We start from the raw sequence: 21,822 nt of genomic DNA on the forward strand, positions 1-21,822 counted from the left end.
GACCGTTAGGAAGTTCCATTACTCCACCAAAATATGTCCCCCACTCCCCCAACTCCCTCCACTCCCCCAACTCCTGACTCCTGACTCCTTAAAATTATTATGATTACAGATGCAGCAATTCGTGAACAAGGCTATGCCTATTTTCTAGGCGAAGCACCGGAATTATTACAAACAATTGAACAAGATTTATATACTTTAGTTGAAAGTTCTAGTACAGCTAAAATACATAATTTAATGCGGGCAACCCATACAATTAAGGGTGGGGCGGCAAATGTTGGACTTGATACCATCATGACAATTGCCCATTCTTTAGAAGATATATTTAAGGCTTTATATAATCCTCATGTTGTTATTGATAGTGAATTACAAACTTTACTTGTTGAAGGTTATGAATGCCTACAATTAGCAGTGACATCAGAAGTTACCAACAGCAACATCAATGCTGATGAACTTTTGAACCGAGCTACTACAGTGTTCATGCAAATTCAGGAAAAGTTAGGTGATGCTTTTGGAGCAGAATCCCATATTCCGACATCGGAAGAGTTAGGATTTGATATTGTTAAATCTATTTTTGAAGTAGGAGTAAAACAACGCCTAGATATTCTGAATCAGGCTCTTACTAATCCGCCAGATAATACGGAATTTCGTGAATTACTTCACTCTCAAAGTGAAGTATTTATTGGTTTGGCAGAATCCTTAAATCTACCAGGATTAGAAAAATTGGCGCGGACAATTATGGCGGCTTTAGATGCAAATCCCCAAAATGTATTAGAAATTGCTAAAATCGCTTTCACTGATTTAAAAGCAGCACAAATAGCCGTTTTAGGAGGCGATCGCACTTCTGGAGGTTCACCATCTTTAGAATTGCAAGCACTGGTACAGACTACAAGTAATGATTTGTTTCCTGTCATAGCAACCAGTTCTTTGGCAACAGTCCCAAAATTCGAGTCATCTCTGGCATCTGTACACCAATCTTTTGCTGATACATTTTTTAATATTACAACAGAATTTTATCAATTTTTAATTACTCTTAGCAATGGAAATAATCAACCTTTAAAACCAGTTCATGCCAAAGTTTATTTAAAAACCATTCGTTATATTTTTGGCTGGTTTAATCACTACAGAGAAATACCAGAATCAGAATTAAATCTATCTTTATTAATTCCTTCATCTAATCAAAAATATCCCGTCAATTATTTAGAATATTGGCTAGAACAATTTCTTTACTTCATTGAAAAAGTGGGGGATAGCAAATCTCTATGTCTGCATCGTCGTGGTGTAATTTTAATTATTCTTTTAGCCATTGCTAAATTCCAATATACTGTTGAGCAAAATAATAGTGCTATTCCCATTATCAAAAAATTGAGACAGCAAATCCGCGAATTAGGCAAAGAATATAAAAATTATCCACCAGTCACAGAAGCAGAAAAAAACTGGCTTGATCATCCTAAATTACAAAATTTGCTAGTAATCAAAGAAATAGTTCCTTCCTTATCACTGGAAGAAAATAATAATCTTCTCGAATCAATATGGGGAGGAGAAACTATTTTAGAGCCAGATAATATACTCACAACACCAATCATAGAAACAACAGAAGGTGTTAAAGATGATATTTACTTAGAAAGTGTAACATCATCAGCAGTTAGTGAAGAGGTAATCACAAATTATGATACAATAATTAGCCGGCAATTAGAAGAAAAGACTACTGATACGGTTAATAAAACTTCTCGTCAATCTTCCTTTGTGCGGGTAGATGTAGAAGGACTACAACGCCTTAATTATTTAACAGGTGAATTACTCATCTATCAAAAAAGACGGACTTTATATGATGAACAAGTCATAGAATTAATTGATAGATTAAGTCAGCAAATTAACCAACAACAATTAACTTTATATCAATTACGAGATTTACCATTACAGGGTAGTAATGTCACATCTCATAATACTCATTCCCTTGGTTCGGTTAATTTTGATGCTTTAGAAATGGATGTATATTCAGAGTTTCAGTTAACACTACATTCAGCAATGGAAGAAACTTTGCAAATACTAGAAACTTCCGAATCTCTAGAATTATTGATGAAACAAGCTGCTCAAATTGGGGAGAAACAACAAACTTTAACCTTAAATATTATAGATAACTTGGTAGAAGCTAGAATGTTACCATTAGGAACTATCCTGAGTCGCTTTCCGCAAATGGTGCAGAATCTAGCTAATGTTTATGGAAAACAGGTAGAATTAAAACTTACTGGTACAGATGTTCTAGTTGATAAAGCGATCGCTGAAAAACTCTATGATCCCCTTTTACAACTGGCACGCAACTCTTTTGATCATGGAATTGAATCTCCAGAAATTCGCCAAGAAAGAGGTAAATCAGCACAGGGTATCATTGAAATTTCTGCCTACAATCAAGGCAGTCAAACTGTTATTGAAATTCATGATGATGGACAAGGATTAAACTTAGAAAAGGTTCGCAGTAGAGCTATAGAACTTAATCTGATTCCTCATGATCATGGTGGAGACTATGTTCATCACCTCACCGAATCTGAATTAATAGAGATGATGTTTGCTCCGGGATTTTCTACAGCCGGTAAAGTCAGTGAAATCTCTGGACGCGGGATGGGTTTAGATATTGTTCGTACCCAAATACAATTACTTAACGGCTCAATTTCCGTGCAATCATCACCTCACCGGGGAACAACATTTATTCTTAAAATTCCTTTCTCTATGACTACAGATAAACTCATGTTAGTTCAAGCAGGTGGTGTTATTTATGCTTTACTACAAGATAGTATTGAAAAAATAGTTATTCCCTCTGCTCAACAAATCAAAGAATTTGAAGGCAAACAATTTTTACATTGGCGAACAGATGACGATGAATTGATGGTAAATATCCAAAAATTAGAAAGTTTGATGTATTACAATGGCGCAGTTTTAAGTACAAATAATCTGCAAAATTTACCCGATTATTCAGAAGCAGGAATGGTGAAAAATCCCATCATTTTACTGCGTCACCATCATAGTATGGTAGGCATAGAAGTTGATCAAATTATTGGAGAACAAGAATTAGTAATTAGACCGTTAGGAAGTTCCATTACTCCACCAAAATATGTTTATGGTTGCAGTAGTTTGGCTAATGGTAACTTGATCCTAATTATTGATGGTACGCTGTTGATTGATACTAAAGAAATGCAAGCCACATTGGATGTCATGTCGCTACCGATGGCATTGCCTCCAGAAAATCAACAAGCTTTACCAGAGACAGTTACCTCTACACCTCTGATTAATGCCACTCATACCCAAAAACATTTAACTGCTAATGTATCAGGAAATAGCAAATCACCAAAAGTAATTTTAGTGGTAGATGATGCTATTAGTCTGCGACAAACTCTGTCTCTGACTTTGCAAAAATCTGGCTATCAAGTATTACAAGCACAAAATGGTGTAGAGGCTTTAGAACAGTTGCAGTTACATCCAGAAATTGAAGTAATTATCTCTGATTTAGAGATGCCAAGAATGAACGGATTTGAATTATTAAGCCATATCCGTAAAAACCCAGATTTTGCAGAAAAACCAGTTATTGTTCTCACCTCTCGTAGCGCAGATAAACATCGTCAGTTAGCTTATGAATTAGGGGCAAATTCTTATTTAACTAAGCCTTACTTAGAGCATGAATTTCTTTCTACCGTTGAAAGTTTAGCTAATAGAAACAACGAAAATTCAAGCCAGGGATTAATAGCAGCAGGAGTTAGGAGTTAGGAGTTAGGAGTTAGGAGTCAAGAGTCAGGAGGAAGAAAGAAGAAAAAAGAAAAAAGAAAAAAGAAAAAAGAAAGAAGAAAGAAATTTTTCCCCTACTCCTCTACTCCCTCTTGCCTCTCTCAACAAGTGAATTTAATTTTTTCTGACTACTTATCTCCAACTCAATGGTATTGATAAATAATTTTCTGCAATTTTGTATTTTAAATGAGGGTAACAGCTAGTGAAGCTATGGTATATTTGGGGGTGGTGCAGCCGTGAACATGGCTAAAATTCAGTCTACTAGCACAAAATCTGATAGCGTGGCATAAGCCAGAGAATTTGTTTAGACACACTCACTAACTCGATGACAGGCAAAAGCGCAAGACAGAATGCATTTCTGCGGTTGGTGTCCAGTAAGGTCGAAGTTTCCGAGTCAGCATCTCGCTACTTGTTGCTTCCTGGTAAAGAAATGGTAATTGGACGTGACCCCATCTGCCAAATTGTCTTGGATGCCGTAATATATCGAATGGTATCTCGTCGTCATGCGGTAGTTCGTCCCCTTTCTTTAGCGGCCGATAGCGGTTATAGCTGGGTAATTTGTGATTTAAATAGTGCCAATGGTACTTTTTTGAATGGAGAACGCTTGAAAGGATGTCAAGAATTACATTTAGGCGATCGCATTTCCCTTGGCGCTGATGGACCACAATTTATTTTTGAGTACGAAGTTATTGCTCAAAAAACGATGGTCAATGTGAGTAAAGCAACAGTGTTATCATCTGTCAATTACCAAAATCTATCATCAAAGCAAGATTCTGTAAGCTTCACACAATTATTTCCTATTATCTCTACTGGTAAGGATCTCACTCGCAAAGCCTACCTGATCCCAGGAATCTTAACAGTAGTTTTCGTGGTATTAATGTTTGCTACTGTAGGTCATCCCCAAGCAAATCAAGTAATTGTGGGATCTTACATCGCTTTTGCTGCTTACTATTTTGTTTATCAATTGTGTGGTAAATCTAAGCCTTGGTGGGTACTCATGGCTGCCGCACTGAGTACAATATTAATTTTACTGAGTCCTCTTTTAGATTTATTTATCACAGTTTTCCGAGATATCTTACCTGGGACATTGGATGCGACATCTCCAGATGGGATTACCTTCACCGAATTATTAGTACGGATGTTTTTTGGTGCTGGGTTAATGGAGGAACTCCTGAAAATCTTACCAGTATTAGGAGCATATTGGATTGGTAAGTCCTTGCGATCGCCCTGGCGAGAACGGATTGGGGTCTGGGAACCGCTGGATGGTATTCTCTTGGGTACAGCTTCCGCTGTGGGTTTCACCTTACTAGAAACTCTTGGTCAATATGTACCCTTAATTTCCCAAAATTCTGGTCAATTGGTCGGTTTACAGCTACTTATTCCCCGCATTTTAGGTTCTGTGGCTGGACACATGGCTTACAGTGGGTATTTAGGCTATTTTGTGGGTTTGGCTGTGTTAAAACCTCTCAAAGGCAAGCAAATCCTCACTGTGGGTTATTTGAGTGCTTCTGCACTCCACGCTTTATGGAATGCGACGGGTTCTATTAATGCTTTGTTTTTGGTCGTAGTTGGTGTTTTATCTTATGCCTTTCTAATGGCGGCAATTCTCAAGGCACGGGTATTGTCACCCACAAGATCAGAAAACTTTGCTACCCGGTTTCTTGATCCAAAATAGCAGGAATCAAGGAGTTAGGAGTTAGGAGTCAGGAGTCAGGAGTCAGGAGAAAGAAATAAGAATGAGAGAGAAAAAATTAAAATTGACTGGGTGTATGACTTTTTCTCTAAATTCTTAATTTTATTGAAGTGGATACTGCTTAAGAATCAGATTTTGAGAGATGTTGGAGGGCATAATCAGCGATCGCTAATGTAATTTTTGCTTGTTCTATTTCTGATAAATTTGTCCAATCCCGATGTTCAAAATCTCTAATTACCGATGTTAATGTATATGCTTCACTACTTCGCATTGCATAAGCAAAAGGACGAGCTAAAACCAACAGATCATCTACTGCCCAACTAGGTAGTAAAGCTTGTACACATTCCACCAATTTCTCACTAGCTGATTGTTCAAGAATAGAAACTTCAGTAGCTTTTTGAGCGATAGCAGTGAGTAAACCTCCAGGGATAACTGAAAAAGCGTTCTGCAAAACTTCCTGAAGATAATTAACGGTATTTTTACTACTGTTATTTTCAAGAACAGCAACTTGATCCCACATTGTATCTAGATTTTGATAAAAATTGTCGGTATTGATCCTCAGTTCTGCATCTGAAAAATCTTGCAACCCAAACTGTAGTTCTAGATTATGAAAATAAGCTTCTGAAGATTCATCAGCTAAATTCCAGGGATAAGCAGCATCTTCAGGTTCTAAGAGTGCTTCTATAAATTCTAAATCTACATTCGATGGGGCAATATTCAAAATATTTAAATCATTAATGTGGTTTTTCATTTTTTTCTCACTATTAATTTATGGGTTCTATTGACAGCTACAATCTCAAAAATTGAATTTCCGCAAAATAGGGCAGGAGTCAGGAGGAAGAAGAAGTAAGTCGAAGTAACGACAATTTTTAACGCCTACCTACTTACTTCATTGTTAATTATCAACTGGTTTTTACTCCTGACTTTTGGGCGCAGGCACGGAGGAGCTGCCCCTACTGATAGAATCCTCTCGGATAAATTCCCAAACTTCACCTTTAGAACTCCCAAACATTAACTGCATTCCCGATGTTAAAGGAACTTCTTCCCGAAGGATTTGTTGCCAACCATTAGGGCTTAAATACCAGGTTGTCCCATAGGTAGAGAAATCCTGTAGGTAATAAGTGGTCATGGACGTAGTTTCTTTGAGAGTCTTTCGACATAAAATTTCTGCGTGGTGTCTGGAAATATAAATTTCAGGGATGATAATATCATTCTCTTTTGTGCGACCGATGCGGGTGACTCCACAACGTAACGGCCAGGTTTTGCCTCCCGGTGTGAGCGATCGCAAATAAGCTGTATCAATGGGGGTAGCTAGGTCAGAAATCGCCGTATTGGGTAGTTCTGTGACTCCTTCATCTACATCTTTAATCAGTTCCCCATCAAAATCAGGATGGAGGTAGAGAACGGGTAATGTCCAAGCTGGTTGATTAAATTTATACAGTGTTAATAGTTCTTGTCTCGCGGTTGCCACAGCTTCATCAATTAATTTACGCGATCGCAAACTTGACGCAAAAGTTTGAATAAAACTATGACTTTCGGCATCAGCAATTTCATCACGCATCCCCAATACCGCTGGCACACCATGACGAATCAACACCTCAGCCAAACTACTAGCCGGAATAGCCTTGTGATCAACTGCTGCTGGTTGCGCTCCCCAACAGGCGTTAAAAACTCCCAATTTTATGCCTGTTCGCGTTAAAACCTGAGCTAATTCTATGCCATTAATTTTGAGTTCATTTCCTAAAAATAATGAGCCTCCATCTGGATCTGGCAATCCATGACCAGCATAAAAAAACACATTATAAACTTTAGTTTCTAACTCCTGAATTAACTCTGCCTTTGTCGGTTGGATCAGGGTTCTTACTGTACAAGGTGCGTATCCAGCAGCAGTTTTGCCCACAGGATGACCTTCTAGCAATGTCTTTTTCAGTAAAGACGCTTCCTGATCTAGTTGTAATTGATGATTATGTCCTAACACCAGCAGAATATTTACCGCCCGGTCAGTCCGCAATTCTGGCAATGGTTCAACTTCACTGATAGTCCTACTAAATAAAACATTTTGGGACAGAGATATGGCGGCTTGTCCCACTTCCCGCTGCATAATTTCCCAGGGGAGGGCGATTAGATCAGGATCACGAATTTCTAACCGAAAGCGTAATTGAGTCTTTTGACCCATAGCCATACCCCGACTCCGTTCCCAACTACTCAAAATCGCCCCATCAAATATCCATCGCCAGAGATTGATGCCCAAGGATTGCATCAGACGACTACTATAGGGACTTGTAATTTGACCTTCAGAGGGTGAGATTACAGTTAATGACAATGTATTAACTGATGAAGAAATTGAATGGGAAGGAATATCCAGGGGACTATGACCAGCAAACATTTGTTGCCATTCTTGCCAAACTTGATTAAGTTCAGGGGAGAAAACACAATCACGGAGAACATAACCACTGGGATATGGTGCTTTGACTACCCAAATAGCGAAGTGATCTGTGCCAGTATTTACTAGACGGGCGATCGCTATACTCGCCGAAGGCATTGCCAAATTCGGGCTAGACATGGATTTGGTCATTGGTCATTGGTCATTGGTCATTGGTCATTGGTCATTGGTCATTGGTCAGTTGTCAGTTGTTATTGGTCATTGGTCAGTTGTCAGTTGTTATTGGTCATTGGTCATTGGTCATTGGTCATTGGTCAGTTGTCAGTTGTTATTTTTCCCCCACTTCCCCCACTTCCCCCACTTCCCCCACTTCCCCTACTTCCCCTGCTACCTGTTCCCTGTTCGCTATTCACAAATACTAGGTTGATCTGATTGTAAAATAGAGATGTCCTTGGCTAAATCTTGCAGTTCAGAAAATTTCAGTTGCACTATTTTAGGAGTTTCTGATTCAGGATTGGATTTTTCACAGACGCGCAACCGCACATCTGGATTATCCACAGCATCAGGATTAGCTTTTTTTTCTATAACTTGAACTTGGAAAAAACTTTCAGCCGGGAAAGTTTGCTTATTTAAAATTATGGAATTATTAGCTTGAATTACCCAACTAGGAGCAAGATTGTCTAAAGTTCTTTGTGCCGTCAAACTTGGTGGTTGAGTGGTAGAAAAGGGAGACGGAGAAGAAATTCCTGTTGGTGACTTAATTTGGAGTTTAAACCAATATCCCAACAAACCAGATGACAACGTTAACCCTAAAAGAATAAACAACTGTAATGGTACTTGGGAAAGTTTAGCAGTCTTGCGTTCCGAAATAACTTGAGTTTTCGGATTATTAATAAAACTCTGTCCATTGACTGTATCATCATCGGCTGAATATAATTCTGTGTCAGGCAAAAGATGAGAAATATCCGCTGTAATTATCGTCTCTGGTTCAGAGTATTCAACATGATAATGTACTAAGGCAATAGTGGCATTGTCATGTCCATTTTTAGTATTAGCAATTTCTATTAATCTTTGGGCAACATCTTCTATATTTGTTTTTCCAGAGAGAAGAGGTAATATTTCAGTTTCCCAAGATTCTTCCACTCTATCAAAATCACTCAAACCATCGGATGTGAGTAAGAAAACAGCATCTTCATCAACAATAAAGCGTTGAGATGTGGGGTGCAGCGAGGTACTTTTACTCATTCCCAATGCCTGAACCAATGAGCCAGAACCACTGTGTTCTAAAGCTTCTCTGTAGAGAGCATAACCTAAACGGACTTCACGGGATGCGACATCATCATCTAAGGTAACTTGATGACAACCATGATGAGTAATCCAATAGGCACGACTATCACCGACATGGGCAATATACATTTCATGGGCAATGGGTAACGCCATAACAATAGTTGTTCCCATGCGTTGTCGCCCTTGACGGTGTTCGTTATCGTTACGCTGGCTGATTTTGTCATTAGCTTTGGCTACTGCCAGTTCTAAGTCCGAAAGTATTAAGGCGGGATCTATATTTTCGGTGGGAACTGAAGTCAGTTCTTTGACTTGTTTATAAATAGTTTCAATGGCCAGGTTGGAAGCCACGTTACCGCCCTCATGTCCACCAATACCATCACAAACAATAGCTAGGGTGTTCTCTTGCGGTGGTTTAGCGATTAAAGTGTCTCCCGCAGGGTAACAAGCATCTTCGTTACGGGGGCGGCTTGGGCCTGGGTCTGTTTTAGTATAGATTTTAATTGTGGTTGTTTGAGATTTTGCTAATTGGCTCAATCCCTGATCTAAAATTTTAATTAATTGACTTGATGAGTTAATTTCTCCTGTAATTAGCCAATCACATACTTGTTGGACAAATGGAGTAATATTTGGTTTAGTCGTTGGTAGTAACTGCTGCCAAAATTCTCCTAATTGGGATAATGTCGGCGAGTTTTTGTGATCAAACCGCAATTCTAATAAGCGAATTAGTACCCCTTCTACTCTTAATACAGAATTGTCTAAGAGGCTAGATGCTACTCCTTCAATGGCTAGGGGTTGCCACAAATTAGCTAATTGCCACAGCCAATGAATTTGGCGCATTGATGAGGCTTGACTCCAAGTATCGTCTAGGCTTTTACATAGATTGACTTGAGTAATGCTGGCATTAACTATTAATGGTGGGTTTTCTAATAATAGTATTTCTGTTTTGGTCTGCTCATTACTTAAATTGAGGACTCCATAAACTTGTGGGATGTGGAGACGATAGGTAATTAGTCTGAGGTAGGGTTTAATTTTTTCTAAATCATCTAATTCAGGTATTTCGGGCAATAACCCAGGTTTGATATCTAAAAGTATGGATTTATTAATGACTAAATAGCGAGCGCTCGCATCGCTTAAAATAGACCCAGGCTGACAATGGCTAAAATCACTGCCCACAGCCCAGAGATAACGCTTCGGCAAGGGAGTGGAACACTGCTGGCAAAATTTGTGGGTGAGGGGATTAGCAGATTGACAATATTCATTTGGGCAGCAGAGCGTTACCGCATCATTTTCCATAGTTTTCCCACCGATTCTGCAATTAGCATTTTTTTAACAGTATTTGGTAGCAATAGTTATTATTGCTCATATTTTTAGCAACCCACAAATTCATCATAACTTTTATTGTTGTGGGAATATGTAGCAATAGCAGAACTAATCCTTAAATCTGTCACTAAAACTTGACATAGCCGGCGAATTATCTTCGCCAGGACTAAGTAAATATGTACTATTTTATTGATTGCTACTAGCTACTACTTGGGGTAGTCCCATGCTGTAGTTAGTAACCCGACTGGAGAGATTATAGCTAATTTCACCTTTTTGGAGGAGCGATCGCAGATAATGCTCCAAATCTGAACCAATACGGCGTAGGTTATAATCTGTCAGATCCTCGCCACTAGATGCTTCTACGAGTTGATCAAACTGGCGATAAACTTTTTGCAAAGCATCTTCATTCCAGTTGAACTCGTTGTCTGGATCAATATCCAATGTCAAGACTTGATTACTCGGAATCAGGTCATCTTTGTCCATTTCAGCCGCAAAAATGCGAACATGACGGGTTGTGGACTTAAGCAGCATCAGGTTATCCATAAATTTGGGTGTAAGAATTTAGCTGAATTACACTGCAATCATTTTAACTGCTATGTTTGAGCTTACAGCAGAAATGAATGCAAAAGTCACTGAATCTAGGAGTCAGGAGTCAGGAGTCAGGAGTTCAGGAGTTTAGGAGTTCAGGAGTTCAGGAGTATGGCTAACGCCACGCTTCGCTATCAGGAGTTCAGGAAGAAGCAAGGAGAAAGAGAGGTGTTTGGGTTTTGATTTCAACTTTGTATCTCATTTATCTGCCCTCGGTTGTAATTTTGCCGTTAGTTTTGTTTCAAGGATGTGATCATTCACAAAAAATTTCCTGATTTTTTGACTGATTCTGATTTTTTCTCATGTAAATATACTCAGCTTGTAGTGACTTTAATGAATTTTCCTACAATTATGAATTGCATTTATCAAAGGAGCGTCTTCAGTACAAATGCTTAAGTATTACCAGAAAATAAAAGTAAAAAAAATAATATTTCTTGACGTTTTTAACAAGTTGATGTAAAAACCTTTATCAAGGGCTAATCAACTCTTTACAAAAACTTCATGGTATAACATCTCAAAAATCGAATAATAGTTTATGGCTAGGATATGCCATAACTAGTAAAGAAACATCAAAAAATAGTAAAATCTAACTGAAAAAAGACAGGGGGAGTAAAAGAGAATGCCAGTTTTACGGATAAGGAGAACTTCTAATCTGTCAAAACTTTGGATTCACAAAAGTATAAAGAAAGTATAAGGAATTTTTCTGGAGATTTAGTCCCTAATCCGTATAACCACTAAGCAAATAAATCCTCAAAACTATGAACTCCAAAGCATTACCACGTCAAATAAATAATCCCGAAGTAGGTGTTTATGATTGTGAAATTCACCTCAAATTCCGTCTGATTGAGGAAAAGAGTTTGTTAAGTGATCGTGAGCAACTGTTACAAGTATTACTAGAAGCTTTAACAGAAGGATCTGACGATTTTTTAGAAACCTTGCAAGCATCAGTTAAAGCTCAGGAGATTTCGGAATTTAAAGCCTCTCCACAAATGCGTCGTCAACTGATGCGGTTACGCAATTTCGCTGATACTATACAATAGTATTCAGTGTCATTCCTCCCTATAACCGATGTAATTTAGGGTTTTCAAGATTAAGTTTTAAAAGTCTGCCTCTACCTATTTTCCCAAATAATAAGTTTGCTTGTAAACGTAAAACTACGTCTACAATATTTGTGTCTTCGTACTGGCAAACTAGGAAAATTAGTAGTCAAAATTGGCAGCAAAGTTATCTAGGTGCATTTTACCATTTTTTACCAAGTAACTCTCATCACTAATAGGTTAGTTCATTTAGCTAGACCATGTTCCAGGGCAAAACGAACTAACTCCGTGCGACTATTAGTACCAGTTTTACTAAATAAACGGCTGACATATTTCTCGACATTGCGGACGCTGGTTTCTAAGCGACGGGCAATTTCCTTATTCATTAATCCTTCTGCTACCAAATTTAAAACACTTTGCTCTCTAGGAGTCAAATCTATTTTAAAGGGGGCTGGAGATTGGGATATGGCACTCCTGTGAGTTAATAGTATTCTAATCTGAGCGATTTGATTAGCCAAATCGGCAAGATTTGGTGTGTCGCTATCTTCTCCGGTAGGGGGAGTTTGGGCGCTGCGACGCGCTAGTAAGTTTTCAACTATGGCAACTAATTCATCAGGATCGAATGGTTTCGGTAAATACGCATCAACACCTGCATGATAGCCTTGAATGCGATCGCCTGTCATCCCTTTAGCAGTTAAAAATACCACTGGTAAGGCTTGAAAACGGGGGTCATCTCGCATTTGTTTAAGGAACTGATAGCCATCCACCTGGGGCATCATAATATCAGAAATGACCAAATCAGCGGTGTTCTCTTGCATCCAGTTCCAACCTTCACGGGCATTACTGGCAGTTTGAACCCTAAAACCGCTTTCTTGTAAATATTCTTTGACGGCTTCCCGCAATCCTGGTTCGTCATCTACCAGTAACAATTGTGCTGACATTGAAAATTCCTATAAGTGTACCTTGATCTAATCTAGCGAAATTTGGTAAGTATTGACTACTAAGACAGGGGAAAACCATTAATTCATCTGTCTTTATTTGCGTTTATCTGCGTTTATCTGCGTTCAACAATTCTTAAAATCTGATTCCATTTTCATCCTAACTTAGTATTATATATCGTATCAAAACCCAATTGTAAGTTATTAAAAGTAAACAATAAATATGATTAACGAAATGGGCAAAGTTTATCTTGTTGGTGCAGGACCTGGAGATATAGAATATTTAACCGTTAAAGCCTATCGGCTGTTAGCATCTGCTCAGGTATTGGTGTATGATGCCTTAGTTAATAGTCAATTATTGGATTGTGTTCCTGTTGATTGCCTAAAAATAGATGTTGGTAAACGTGGAGGTAAATCCAGCACTTCCCAAAATGAAATCAACGCTTTATTAGTAAAATATTGTTTAGAAAAAAAACAAGTTATTCGACTAAAATCGGGAGATCCTTTTATTTTTGGACGCTGTATTTTAGAAATTGCAGCTTTGAAAAATGCAGGTTGTGAATTTGAAATCATTCCGGGAATTTCTTCTGCTTTAGCTGCACCATTATTAGCCGGAATTCCCCTCACAGATAATGTTCTTAGTCGTTGCTTTGCAGTCTGTACAGCACATGAACCAGAAACTTTAAATTGGGAAGCATTAGCAAGTTTAGAAACCTTAGTAATTTTGATGGGGGGAAAAAATTTACCAGAAATAATCCATCAACTGATAAAATATAGAAAATCTCATTCTACACCGATTGCTATTATCCGTTGGGCTGGAACACCCAGTCAAGAAATATGGACAGGAGAACTGGGAAATATCCTCGAACAAACGGCTGGTTTATCTCTCTCCCCCGCAGTTATAGTTATTGGTGAAGTTGTGCGATTACGCGATTACCTGTAATATGAAAAAATAGAAATCTTCCATTTGTAAAAATGTATTAAAATTAATTGTAGGTTGGGTAAAACGAAGTGAAACCCAACTAAGTCTAGGAAATGTTGAGATATAGGAAATGTTGGGTTTCCTTGCGTCAACCCAACCTACTGATTTTGCGCGAAACCTAAAATTATTACTGCAACAAATTGAATGTCAACCGTGAATTACAATCTTTCTCCCCTTGCTGGGAAAACCATTTTAGTTACCCGTTCTGTGGGACAATCAAATCAATTTAGCGATCGCTTAACCTCCGCAGGTGCTAATGTGATAGAAATGCCAGCTTTAGAAATTGGACCCCCTAGCAGTTGGGACGCTTTAGATCAGGCAATTTCACATTTATCAACTTTTAATTGGCTAATTCTTACTTCTAGTAATGGTGTAGAATACTTTTTTGAGAGATTAGAAAAATCCGGTCAAGATAAAAATGCTTTAGCTGGTGTGAAAATTGCTGTTGTTGGGGAAAAAACCGCCCAAAGTTTACAAAAACAAAATATTCAAGCTGATTTTATTCCTCCTAACTTTGTGGCTGATTCCTTAGTGGAAAACTTTCCCGAATCACTAATAGGTAAAAAGATATTATTTCCTAGAGTTGAAAGTGGTGGAAGAGAAGTATTAGTAAAGGAATTAACAGCCAAAGGTGCAGAAGTAATTGAAGTTCCCGCTTATGAATCTTGCTGTCCTCAAAGTATCCCTGCTGCGGCTGAATATGCCTTAGTTAATAATACTGTAGATATTATTACTTTTGCTAGTTCTAAAACAGTCTTATTTTTCTCGCAATTAACAGCGCATATATTTACCTACAACCCTGAAAATTTAGCCAGAGTCTGCATAGCTTCCATTGGTCCCCAAACATCAAAAACTTGTCAAACTGTATTTGGGAGAGTAGATATTGAAGCAGAAGAATATACTTTAGACGGTTTAACAAATGCCATAATTAAATTTTCTCATAACCAATGACTAATGACTAAGAATTTAATTGGTTTAACTGGTGGAATTGCGACGGGTAAAAGTACAGTTGCTAATTATTTAGCGACAACTTACAATTTACCGATTTTAGATGCAGATATTTATGCGAGAGATGCGGTATCTGTCCGTTCTCCTATTTTGTCACAAATTGCCGAAAAATATGGTAAAGAAATCATATTAAGTGATGGTAATTTAAATAGAACTAAATTAGGAGAAATTATTTTTCATCAACCGGAAGAACGTTATTGGGTAGAAAGCATAATTCATCCTTATGTGAGAAATTGTTTTGCTGAAGCTATTAATGAATCATCTGCAAATACTTTAATTTTAGTGATTCCTCTATTATTTGAAGCTAATTTAGAAAATCTAGTTAATCAAATTTGGGTGGTAAGTTGTTCACCACAACAGCAACAACAGCGATTAATAGAACGGAATAATTTAACGCCAGAACAAGCAGCAGCGAGAATTAATAGTCAATTACCTATTGCGGAAAAAATTGCTCGTGCTGATATAGTTTTAGATAATTCTGCTAATTTAGAATCGCTTTTACGACAGATAGATGAAGTTTTGTTGCAAAATTCAACACCTTTAGAAATCAAATAATTGATACAGCATATTGCAGGTAAATGAGGTACAAACTTATAATCACAAAAACTTTAGTAATCACCAACACATTTTAACAACGCTGCTTTAAATTCAGCCGCAGTTTCAAAATAAATTTTTGGCTTTTCTATTAAAGCCAAATCTATCACTTCTGCTAACTTTTCAGGAATACTACTATCACGTTCACGAATGGGTATAGCATCATTTCTTAGCACACAATTCCAGGAATCACCAACAAAATCACGGGGGAAATATCCCGTTAACATATTATATAAACAAGCAGCACTTGCCCACACATCAACCTCTGGTAAAGAATTTTTTAAATCTAGTAATTGTTGACGGCACATAAACGCAGGAGTCCCCATTTTCGCACCAGTGAAAGTGTGTCCACTCAACCCAGCTAAATCAAAAGCTTTGGATAATCCATAATCTCCAATTTTCGCCACCATTTTACCGTTGACATTGGTAATAAAAATATTATTCGGTTTTAAATCTCGATGTACTAAACCTTTACCTTTTCCTAGTCTTCCGTCGGCTAATTTCACACAAGGAACTTCAACATTATGGGTATAGATTAACCCGTCGAGAACTTGCAGAGTAATATCAACAGCGATGTTAACAGGTAAACGTCCTCCTAATTTCTCCATCAAATCCCAAACATCCCCACCTTCACAATATTCCATTGTAAAGAAAAAGGTATTTTCCGCATAGCCATAATCTAACATCTGCACCACATGAGGATGTTGTAAATATTTGGTGTTTTCTGTTTCTCTCAAAAACATTTTTACACCCAGTTCTTTAGCAGCGACTTTAGGTAACATTAACTTTAGTGCTACTCGTTTTTTAGTGGGGATATGTTCCGCTAAAAATACTTCTCCACATCCACCTTCACCTAAAGATTTGATAATCTGATAATTAGAAATTATCTTCAGGTTTGAATTACCTTGATTTGCTAAATTTAGGAGATTTTTAATAATATCAAAAAAGTTCGGTTTATTATTTTCTTCTTCAACTGGAATATAAGGAGTTTTCTGTTTTTCCAGTTCTGTTTCTACACCAATATTAAAAATAATATCTCCTACCGCTACCTGATCATTATTATCTAAATCATATTCGGGGAAAACTGCCTTTGCTGCTTCCTCTGGAGATTCACCCGGTTTCCTTTGTCCGATTTTTTTACCATTAACAATCGTACCGTTGAAACTGCCTAAATCTCTAATTCTAATATCAGGAGGGTTGATATCTAATAAACAATGATAACGGGAAACTGTCATATCAATATCATCAGCAATTTGCAAATTACAATTTTCTCCTCTACCGATAATACAAGTGCTGCGACTATCAAATATATATTGTTTTCCTGATAGTTTCCCTGTGGTAATGGTGAGAGTAACGGTAGATGGCATTTTTCTATAGTTGATTATTTAAGGTTATGGTAAATATTATACTCTGTAGGTTGGGTCAAGTGATAACGCAACCCAACAAATCCAGCCAATCAAATTTTCATCATGTAACTTTTCATCATGTTGGGTTTCCTTGCTTCAACCCAACCTACATTGAGAGGATATAAGTTATTTATATAGGATTGTGGCAAAAAAGAACATTCTCAATAAAAAGGGGTCTATTCTCATGATTATTGAAAATCTTGTCAATAATTAAACGAGTTTTGGTGATTTCAGCTAGGGGGGTTGACAGTGTTCCGAGTTTCGGGTATGCTAATGGTATGAGTGGGAAAGTGTGCGCCCATATATATAAGGTTTCCATTTATCAAGATAATTATTTCCCAAATAAATCCCAGAAGCAGGGAAATAAGAAAATAATATTTGTTCTCATAACCAAAATACCAATGATCCAATCACAGTAGATGTAGAACTGGGAAACATGGTTAAAATCAGCAGATAAATAAGTAATTAAGAAATATCAATATCAGGAATAATGCACACAGACACGATATTCTATCAAATTTTCCTTACTTTCCACACTCTATTATTTGAAATCCTGGGTGAACCTACAGAAAACGCCAGAGATTATAAATTTACTGCTGTGGAAGTGAAAGAAAAAGCATTTCGATTTGATGGAATTTTTATCGCAGATAGTGTAGAAAAACCCATCTATTTTGTAGAAGTGCAATTTCAACCAAAACCGGATTTTTACTGGGAATTAATCGCCGAAATCAATATCTATCTCAATCAATTTAAACCTGTACAAGATTGGCAAGGGGTAGCGTTATTTCCGAAACGGAGTTTAGATATAGGAGAATTGACGGCTTATCAACAAGAATTGATTAATAGTGGGAGAATTAAACGAATTTATTTAGATGAATTACCACCGGGTTCAATTGGTATGGGGTTAATTGAGTTAATTGTCAGTAAAGAAGCACAAGCACCGGAATTAGTTAAAACCCTCTTGGACAGAACTAAGAAGGAAGTTCAGAATGACAGAGAAAAACAAGGTATTATAGAATTGTTGGAGACTGTTTTATTGTCCAAGTTTTCACAATTGAGCCGTCAGGAGATAGAAGCAATGTTTTTAGTGAGTGATATTAAGCAAACAAGGGTATATCAAGAAGCAAAGCAGGAAGGTAGAGAAGATGAAGCAATAAACTTACTACTAAGGATATTATCTAAAAGGTTTGGAAAGTTGGGAGATAGTTATACTCAAAATATCAACAGTTTGAACATAGAACAACTTGAAAAGCTAGGAGAAGCACTATTAGATTTTACAGATATTAATGATTTGGAAACATGGTTAAAATCTGAGATAGACAAGTAAGCTTATTTAACTGTCTGAATCAGGATATCCAGGATTTAAGGATTTTCAGGGTTTTTATTTGTGTTGAGGTTTTTTATATGTCAGGATTGTTGTGATGTGGGGAATTTTTTGGATATTATTTGATTAATGATCAAAATTCTCAGTTAATAAACTATCTATTCTGCAAATAAAGCCTCTAAATCTTGACGACCATTTACGACTCTAAGAATTTCAACGTTATTATCAACAACTTGATAAAAAATGATGTAACCATTTAAAGGAAGTCCACGCATTCCCTGTCTTATGTATTCGTAACTGCGTCCCATTTGAGGAAATAGCAATAAATTTTCACACTTTTTTGTAAAATCTCGAAAGAGGATTTCTCCCGCTTCAATATTTCTGTTTAAAAAGTATTCAGAAATGCTATCTAAATCTCGAATTGCTTGAGGTGAAATCAAACATTGATTCATTTTTTCTCCTCACGCGCATGACGAAATTTTGCCTGTATCTGTTCAACAACTGTTTCTAAAGGAACTCCTTCCCCTCGTTCTAATTCTGCTGCGGCTTCATTAACTTTAACTCTCACATCTTCTACCCAGTCTTCATATTCTCTTTGTTTTTCTTGTAAAAGTTGTAGAGCTTGATTAATTACGGCTTCAGCATTAGGAAATCTCCCTTGAGCTAACTGGTTTTGAATAAACTGTTCCTGTTCTGGTTTTAGGGTAATATTCATTGTCTATTTTCTATAACTGATAATTTTCATTATAAATGTAATTGTCTGAATCATGATGTCCAGGATTTTAAGATTTTCAGGATGTTATTGAATGATTTTTGGTGGGGAATTGATGATTTTTATTTGTCAGAATCAGGATATTTGGTTACTGAGCGACTTGTACTGAGCTTGTCGAAGTAAGTCGAAGTACAGGATTTGAAGATTTTCAGGATGTGGATTTGCAATATTGTATGATATCTCTATAAATCAGATTAACAAGGTATTTGGATGTACCGGAGTAATTTTATTCCCATAGCGTTTAAAGTCACTAATATTAAAAGTGAGAATGTGAGTTATTCTATGAGCAAGCATAACTGCTACTAATCTTGCATCATGAACATTGACACCCATTACACAATACTCAATTACAATCTGTTTCCAATGCTGGTAAATTTCTGGTATATCTGGTAATATGGGAAAGAGATTTTCTAATTTTTGTAGTTCTGCTTCTGCTTCAATTATACTCATTCCTAAACCATTTCTTTCTATAGGACGGGTAGCACTACGCCAAAATTCTACTAGGTTTTGATGTGTTAAATAACAATTTTCTTTTTGTCTTCGTAGTCTAGCGAGTGCATTTAAAGATTCTGCACACATTGGATGATTCGGTTGTGCTATTCTCAAAATAATATTTGTGTCAATTAAATATGCCACTAAATTTCCTCATCTTCATAAATACCTGCTCGACTGACAGCATAATCTGATAAAAGTGGTATATTTGGATTATGGCTAGAACTCCATTGATTTAGTGCTTGAATCCATTCTTCATCGGAGACTTTTTGATAAAATGGAAGTTCTGTAGTTTTAACTAATTGTTCTAGCATTGCATCAAGATGAGGTTTAACTGCTTCTGCTGGAAGTTGGGTAATTTTTGCTAATGTCTCAGTAATTTTTTGCAATTCTTGAGAATGAGATTGTTGCCATGTTTGTAGGATCATTGTTTTGATAATGTGATTTTTCACAGATTTTATTTTAGCACAATATTGTCTGAATCAGGATTTACAGGATTTGAGGATTTACAGGATGTTATTGGATGATTTTTGGTGGGGGGTTGGTGATTTTTATTTGTCTGAATCAGGATTTCCAGGATTTAAGGATTTACAGGATGTTATTGGATGATTTTTGGTGGGGATTTGAAGGTTTAACCCCACATTCCGCAGATACTAAAGCAAATTTAGGAATTAAAAAATTTTCATAAATAAAAGCCTGAAAAGATTGCCTAGCAAAGATTTCAGGCTTTTATTTGTTAAAATAATCTAATCAAATAGAGATGGGAAAAACCATGAAAGAGTCTCAAGTTACCATGAAAATCCTAAATATAGACCATTTGGGAATAGTAGCAGGAATAATAGACGAGATGGAATTGGTAGAAGAAGTGAATAAAATAGTGGGAACAAAAATAAAAGAAACCCTAACACCAGGACAAGTAATAAAAGCAATGATTTTAAATGGATTAGGCTTTTTAAGCGCACCATTATATCTATTTGGAGAATTTTTCGTAGGAAAATCAACAGAACATTTAATAGGAAAAGGAGTATTAGCATCACATTTAAATGATGACAAACTAGGAAGAGAACTAGACAAGTATCATCAAGTAGGAACAACAAAAATATTTACAGCAGTAGCGATAAAAGCAGCCCATAAATTCCAAGTAGAAATGGATAGTATTCATTTAGATGGGACTTCAATGAGTGTAGAAGGAGAGTACAAAAAAGAAATCGAAGAAATAGATGAAACCAAGCAAGAAACAGGAGAGAATAAATTAGAAATAGAACCAGAAATGAAAGCAATAAAAATAGTTCATGGATACTCAAGAGATAAAAGGCCAGACCTCAAACAATTTATCATAGACATGATAGTAACAGGAGATGGAGATATCCCATTATATTTAAAAGTAGACTCAGGAAATGTAGATGATAAAAGTGTATTTGTAGAAAGATTAAAAGAATTTAAAAAGCAATGGACATTTGAAGGCATAAGTGTAGCAGATAGTGCCTTATATACAGCAGAAAACTTAGCAGCAATGGGAGAATTGAAATGGATAACAAGAGTACCATTAAGTATCAAAGAAGCAAAAAATAAAATCGTAGATATAAAAGAATCAGAATGGAAAGATAGTCAAATATCAGGCTATAAAATAGCAGCTAAAGAATCAGAATATGCAGACATAAAACAAAGATGGATAATCGTCGAAAGTGAATTAAGAAAAAAATCAAGTATCCAACAGGTAGAAAAACAAGTTAAAAAACAGGAATCAAAGGTAAAAGCCTTGCTGAATCAACTATCCAGACAAGAATTCGCTTGTCAAGCAGATGCTAAAATAGCAATAGAAAAGCTATCAAAATCCTGGAAGTATCATCAAATAAAAGAAATTGAATATCTAGAAAAACCAGAATATAAAACAGCAGGTAGACCAAGTAAATTGACCGAACCAAGTCAGATAAAATATCAAGTTAAAGGTCAAATAGAAACAAGAAAAGAGGTGATAGAAGCTGAAAAAATTAAAGCGGGGAGATTTATATTAGCAACGAATATCTTAGATAAAAATGAATTGAGTGATGAGCAAGTATTAGAGGAATATAAAGCCCAACAATCTAACGAGAGAGGATTTAGATTTTTAAAAGACCCGTTGTTTTTTACATCAAGCGTATTTGTAAAAACTCCCGAAAGAGTAGAATCAATAGCAATGATAATGGGATTGTGCTTGTTAGTCTATAATCTTGCACAAAGAAAA

Annotated in this window: 17 protein-coding genes and 1 pseudogene; 8 read left to right on the top strand and 10 right to left on the bottom strand. The window is 36.6% G+C overall.

Translation table 11 applies throughout. The features are described 5' to 3' along the window. Positions 1-99: 99 nt before the first annotated feature. The gene (locus FJR05_RS03980) at positions 100-3,756 is read left to right on the top strand and encodes a hybrid sensor histidine kinase/response regulator (protein ID WP_168642903.1); all 3,657 of its coding nucleotides are present in this window, start codon (positions 100-102) and stop codon (positions 3,754-3,756) included. 343 nt (positions 3,757-4,099) lie between these two features. Continuing rightward, positions 4,100-5,449, top strand: coding sequence for a PrsW family glutamic-type intramembrane protease (locus tag FJR05_RS03985; protein ID WP_168642904.1), 1,350 nt, complete (start codon positions 4,100-4,102; stop codon positions 5,447-5,449). 139 nt (positions 5,450-5,588) lie between these two features. On the opposite strand, the gene FJR05_RS03990 is transcribed toward FJR05_RS03985, so the two are convergent. From FJR05_RS03990 to FJR05_RS04005, 4 genes are all read right to left on the bottom strand, one after another. Next, the gene (locus tag FJR05_RS03990; RefSeq protein WP_168642905.1) at positions 5,589-6,218 is read right to left on the bottom strand and encodes a hypothetical protein; all 630 of its coding nucleotides are present in this window, start codon (positions 6,216-6,218) and stop codon (positions 5,589-5,591) included. Between the two features lie 162 nt (positions 6,219-6,380). Continuing rightward, a complete protein-coding gene (locus FJR05_RS03995; protein ID WP_168642918.1) occupies positions 6,381-8,009 on the bottom strand; it encodes a CHAT domain-containing protein in 1,629 nt (542 codons plus the stop codon). Positions 8,010-8,255: 246 nt separating this feature from the next. Further along, the gene (locus FJR05_RS04000) at positions 8,256-10,430 is read right to left on the bottom strand and encodes a PP2C family serine/threonine-protein phosphatase (RefSeq protein WP_168642906.1); all 2,175 of its coding nucleotides are present in this window, start codon (positions 10,428-10,430) and stop codon (positions 8,256-8,258) included. Positions 10,431-10,643: 213 nt separating this feature from the next. Then, positions 10,644-11,000: an NAD(P)H-quinone oxidoreductase subunit M gene (locus FJR05_RS04005; protein ID WP_168642907.1), complete on the bottom strand. Its 357-nt coding sequence runs from the start codon at positions 10,998-11,000 to the stop codon at positions 10,644-10,646. 803 nt (positions 11,001-11,803) lie between these two features. Between FJR05_RS04005 and FJR05_RS04010 the strand changes: the two genes are divergently transcribed. After that, the gene (locus FJR05_RS04010; protein WP_168642908.1) at positions 11,804-12,085 is read left to right on the top strand and encodes an Npun_R1517 family heterocyst differentiation transcriptional regulator; all 282 of its coding nucleotides are present in this window, start codon (positions 11,804-11,806) and stop codon (positions 12,083-12,085) included. 242 nt (positions 12,086-12,327) lie between these two features. On the opposite strand, the gene FJR05_RS04015 is transcribed toward FJR05_RS04010, so the two are convergent. Continuing rightward, entirely contained in the window at positions 12,328-13,023 is a 696-nt protein-coding gene (locus FJR05_RS04015; protein ID WP_168642909.1) for a response regulator transcription factor, read from the bottom strand. Between the two features lie 220 nt (positions 13,024-13,243). Here FJR05_RS04015 and cobA point away from each other — a divergent pair. The 3 genes and pseudogenes from cobA to coaE all read left to right on the top strand — a co-directional run. Further along, positions 13,244-13,960: pseudogene (cobA, locus tag FJR05_RS04020) on the top strand (uroporphyrinogen-III C-methyltransferase); the annotation flags it as partial. A gap of 186 nt (positions 13,961-14,146) precedes the next feature. After that, a complete protein-coding gene (locus tag FJR05_RS04025) occupies positions 14,147-14,953 on the top strand; it encodes a uroporphyrinogen-III synthase (protein ID WP_174783569.1) in 807 nt (268 codons plus the stop codon). Between the two features lie 3 nt (positions 14,954-14,956). Next, complete coding sequence (gene coaE, locus FJR05_RS04030) at positions 14,957-15,565, top strand: dephospho-CoA kinase (RefSeq protein ID WP_168642911.1); 609 nt, start codon at positions 14,957-14,959, stop codon at positions 15,563-15,565. Between the two features lie 53 nt (positions 15,566-15,618). Here the strand turns inward: coaE and FJR05_RS04035 are convergent, their stop codons facing one another. Further along, positions 15,619-16,971 (bottom strand): protein kinase, encoded by a 1,353-nt coding sequence (locus tag FJR05_RS04035; RefSeq protein WP_168642912.1) that lies wholly within the window; start codon positions 16,969-16,971, stop codon positions 15,619-15,621. 529 nt (positions 16,972-17,500) lie between these two features. On the opposite strand from FJR05_RS04035, the gene FJR05_RS04040 reads away from it, so the two are divergent. Then, entirely contained in the window at positions 17,501-18,337 is an 837-nt protein-coding gene (locus tag FJR05_RS04040; protein WP_168642913.1) for an Rpn family recombination-promoting nuclease/putative transposase, read from the top strand. Positions 18,338-18,492: 155 nt separating this feature from the next. Here the strand turns inward: FJR05_RS04040 and FJR05_RS04045 are convergent, their stop codons facing one another. From FJR05_RS04045 to FJR05_RS04060, 4 genes are all read right to left on the bottom strand, one after another. Then, positions 18,493-18,786: a type II toxin-antitoxin system RelE/ParE family toxin gene (locus FJR05_RS04045; RefSeq protein ID WP_168642914.1), complete on the bottom strand. Its 294-nt coding sequence runs from the start codon at positions 18,784-18,786 to the stop codon at positions 18,493-18,495. Continuing rightward, positions 18,783-19,049 (bottom strand): type II toxin-antitoxin system ParD family antitoxin, encoded by a 267-nt coding sequence (locus tag FJR05_RS04050; RefSeq protein WP_168497217.1) that lies wholly within the window; start codon positions 19,047-19,049, stop codon positions 18,783-18,785. Before FJR05_RS04050 ends, FJR05_RS04045 begins: the two co-directional genes overlap by 4 nt. Before the next feature lie 246 nt (positions 19,050-19,295). Beyond that, positions 19,296-19,742, bottom strand: coding sequence for a type II toxin-antitoxin system VapC family toxin (locus FJR05_RS04055; protein WP_168642915.1), 447 nt, complete (start codon positions 19,740-19,742; stop codon positions 19,296-19,298). Continuing rightward, positions 19,742-20,026 carry a hypothetical protein gene (locus FJR05_RS04060; RefSeq protein WP_168642916.1) on the bottom strand — a complete coding sequence of 95 codons (285 nt, stop codon included), beginning with the start codon at positions 20,024-20,026 and terminating at the stop codon, positions 19,742-19,744. Before FJR05_RS04060 ends, FJR05_RS04055 begins: the two co-directional genes overlap by 1 nt. 344 nt (positions 20,027-20,370) lie before the next feature. Here FJR05_RS04060 and FJR05_RS04065 point away from each other — a divergent pair. After that, a partial coding sequence (locus FJR05_RS04065) for an IS1634 family transposase (protein ID WP_168642917.1) occupies positions 20,371-21,822 on the top strand: 1,452 nt, incomplete at its 3' end.

Source organism: Dolichospermum sp. UHCC 0259, from assembly GCF_009711935.1.
Taxonomy (GTDB): domain Bacteria; phylum Cyanobacteriota; class Cyanobacteriia; order Cyanobacteriales; family Nostocaceae; genus Dolichospermum.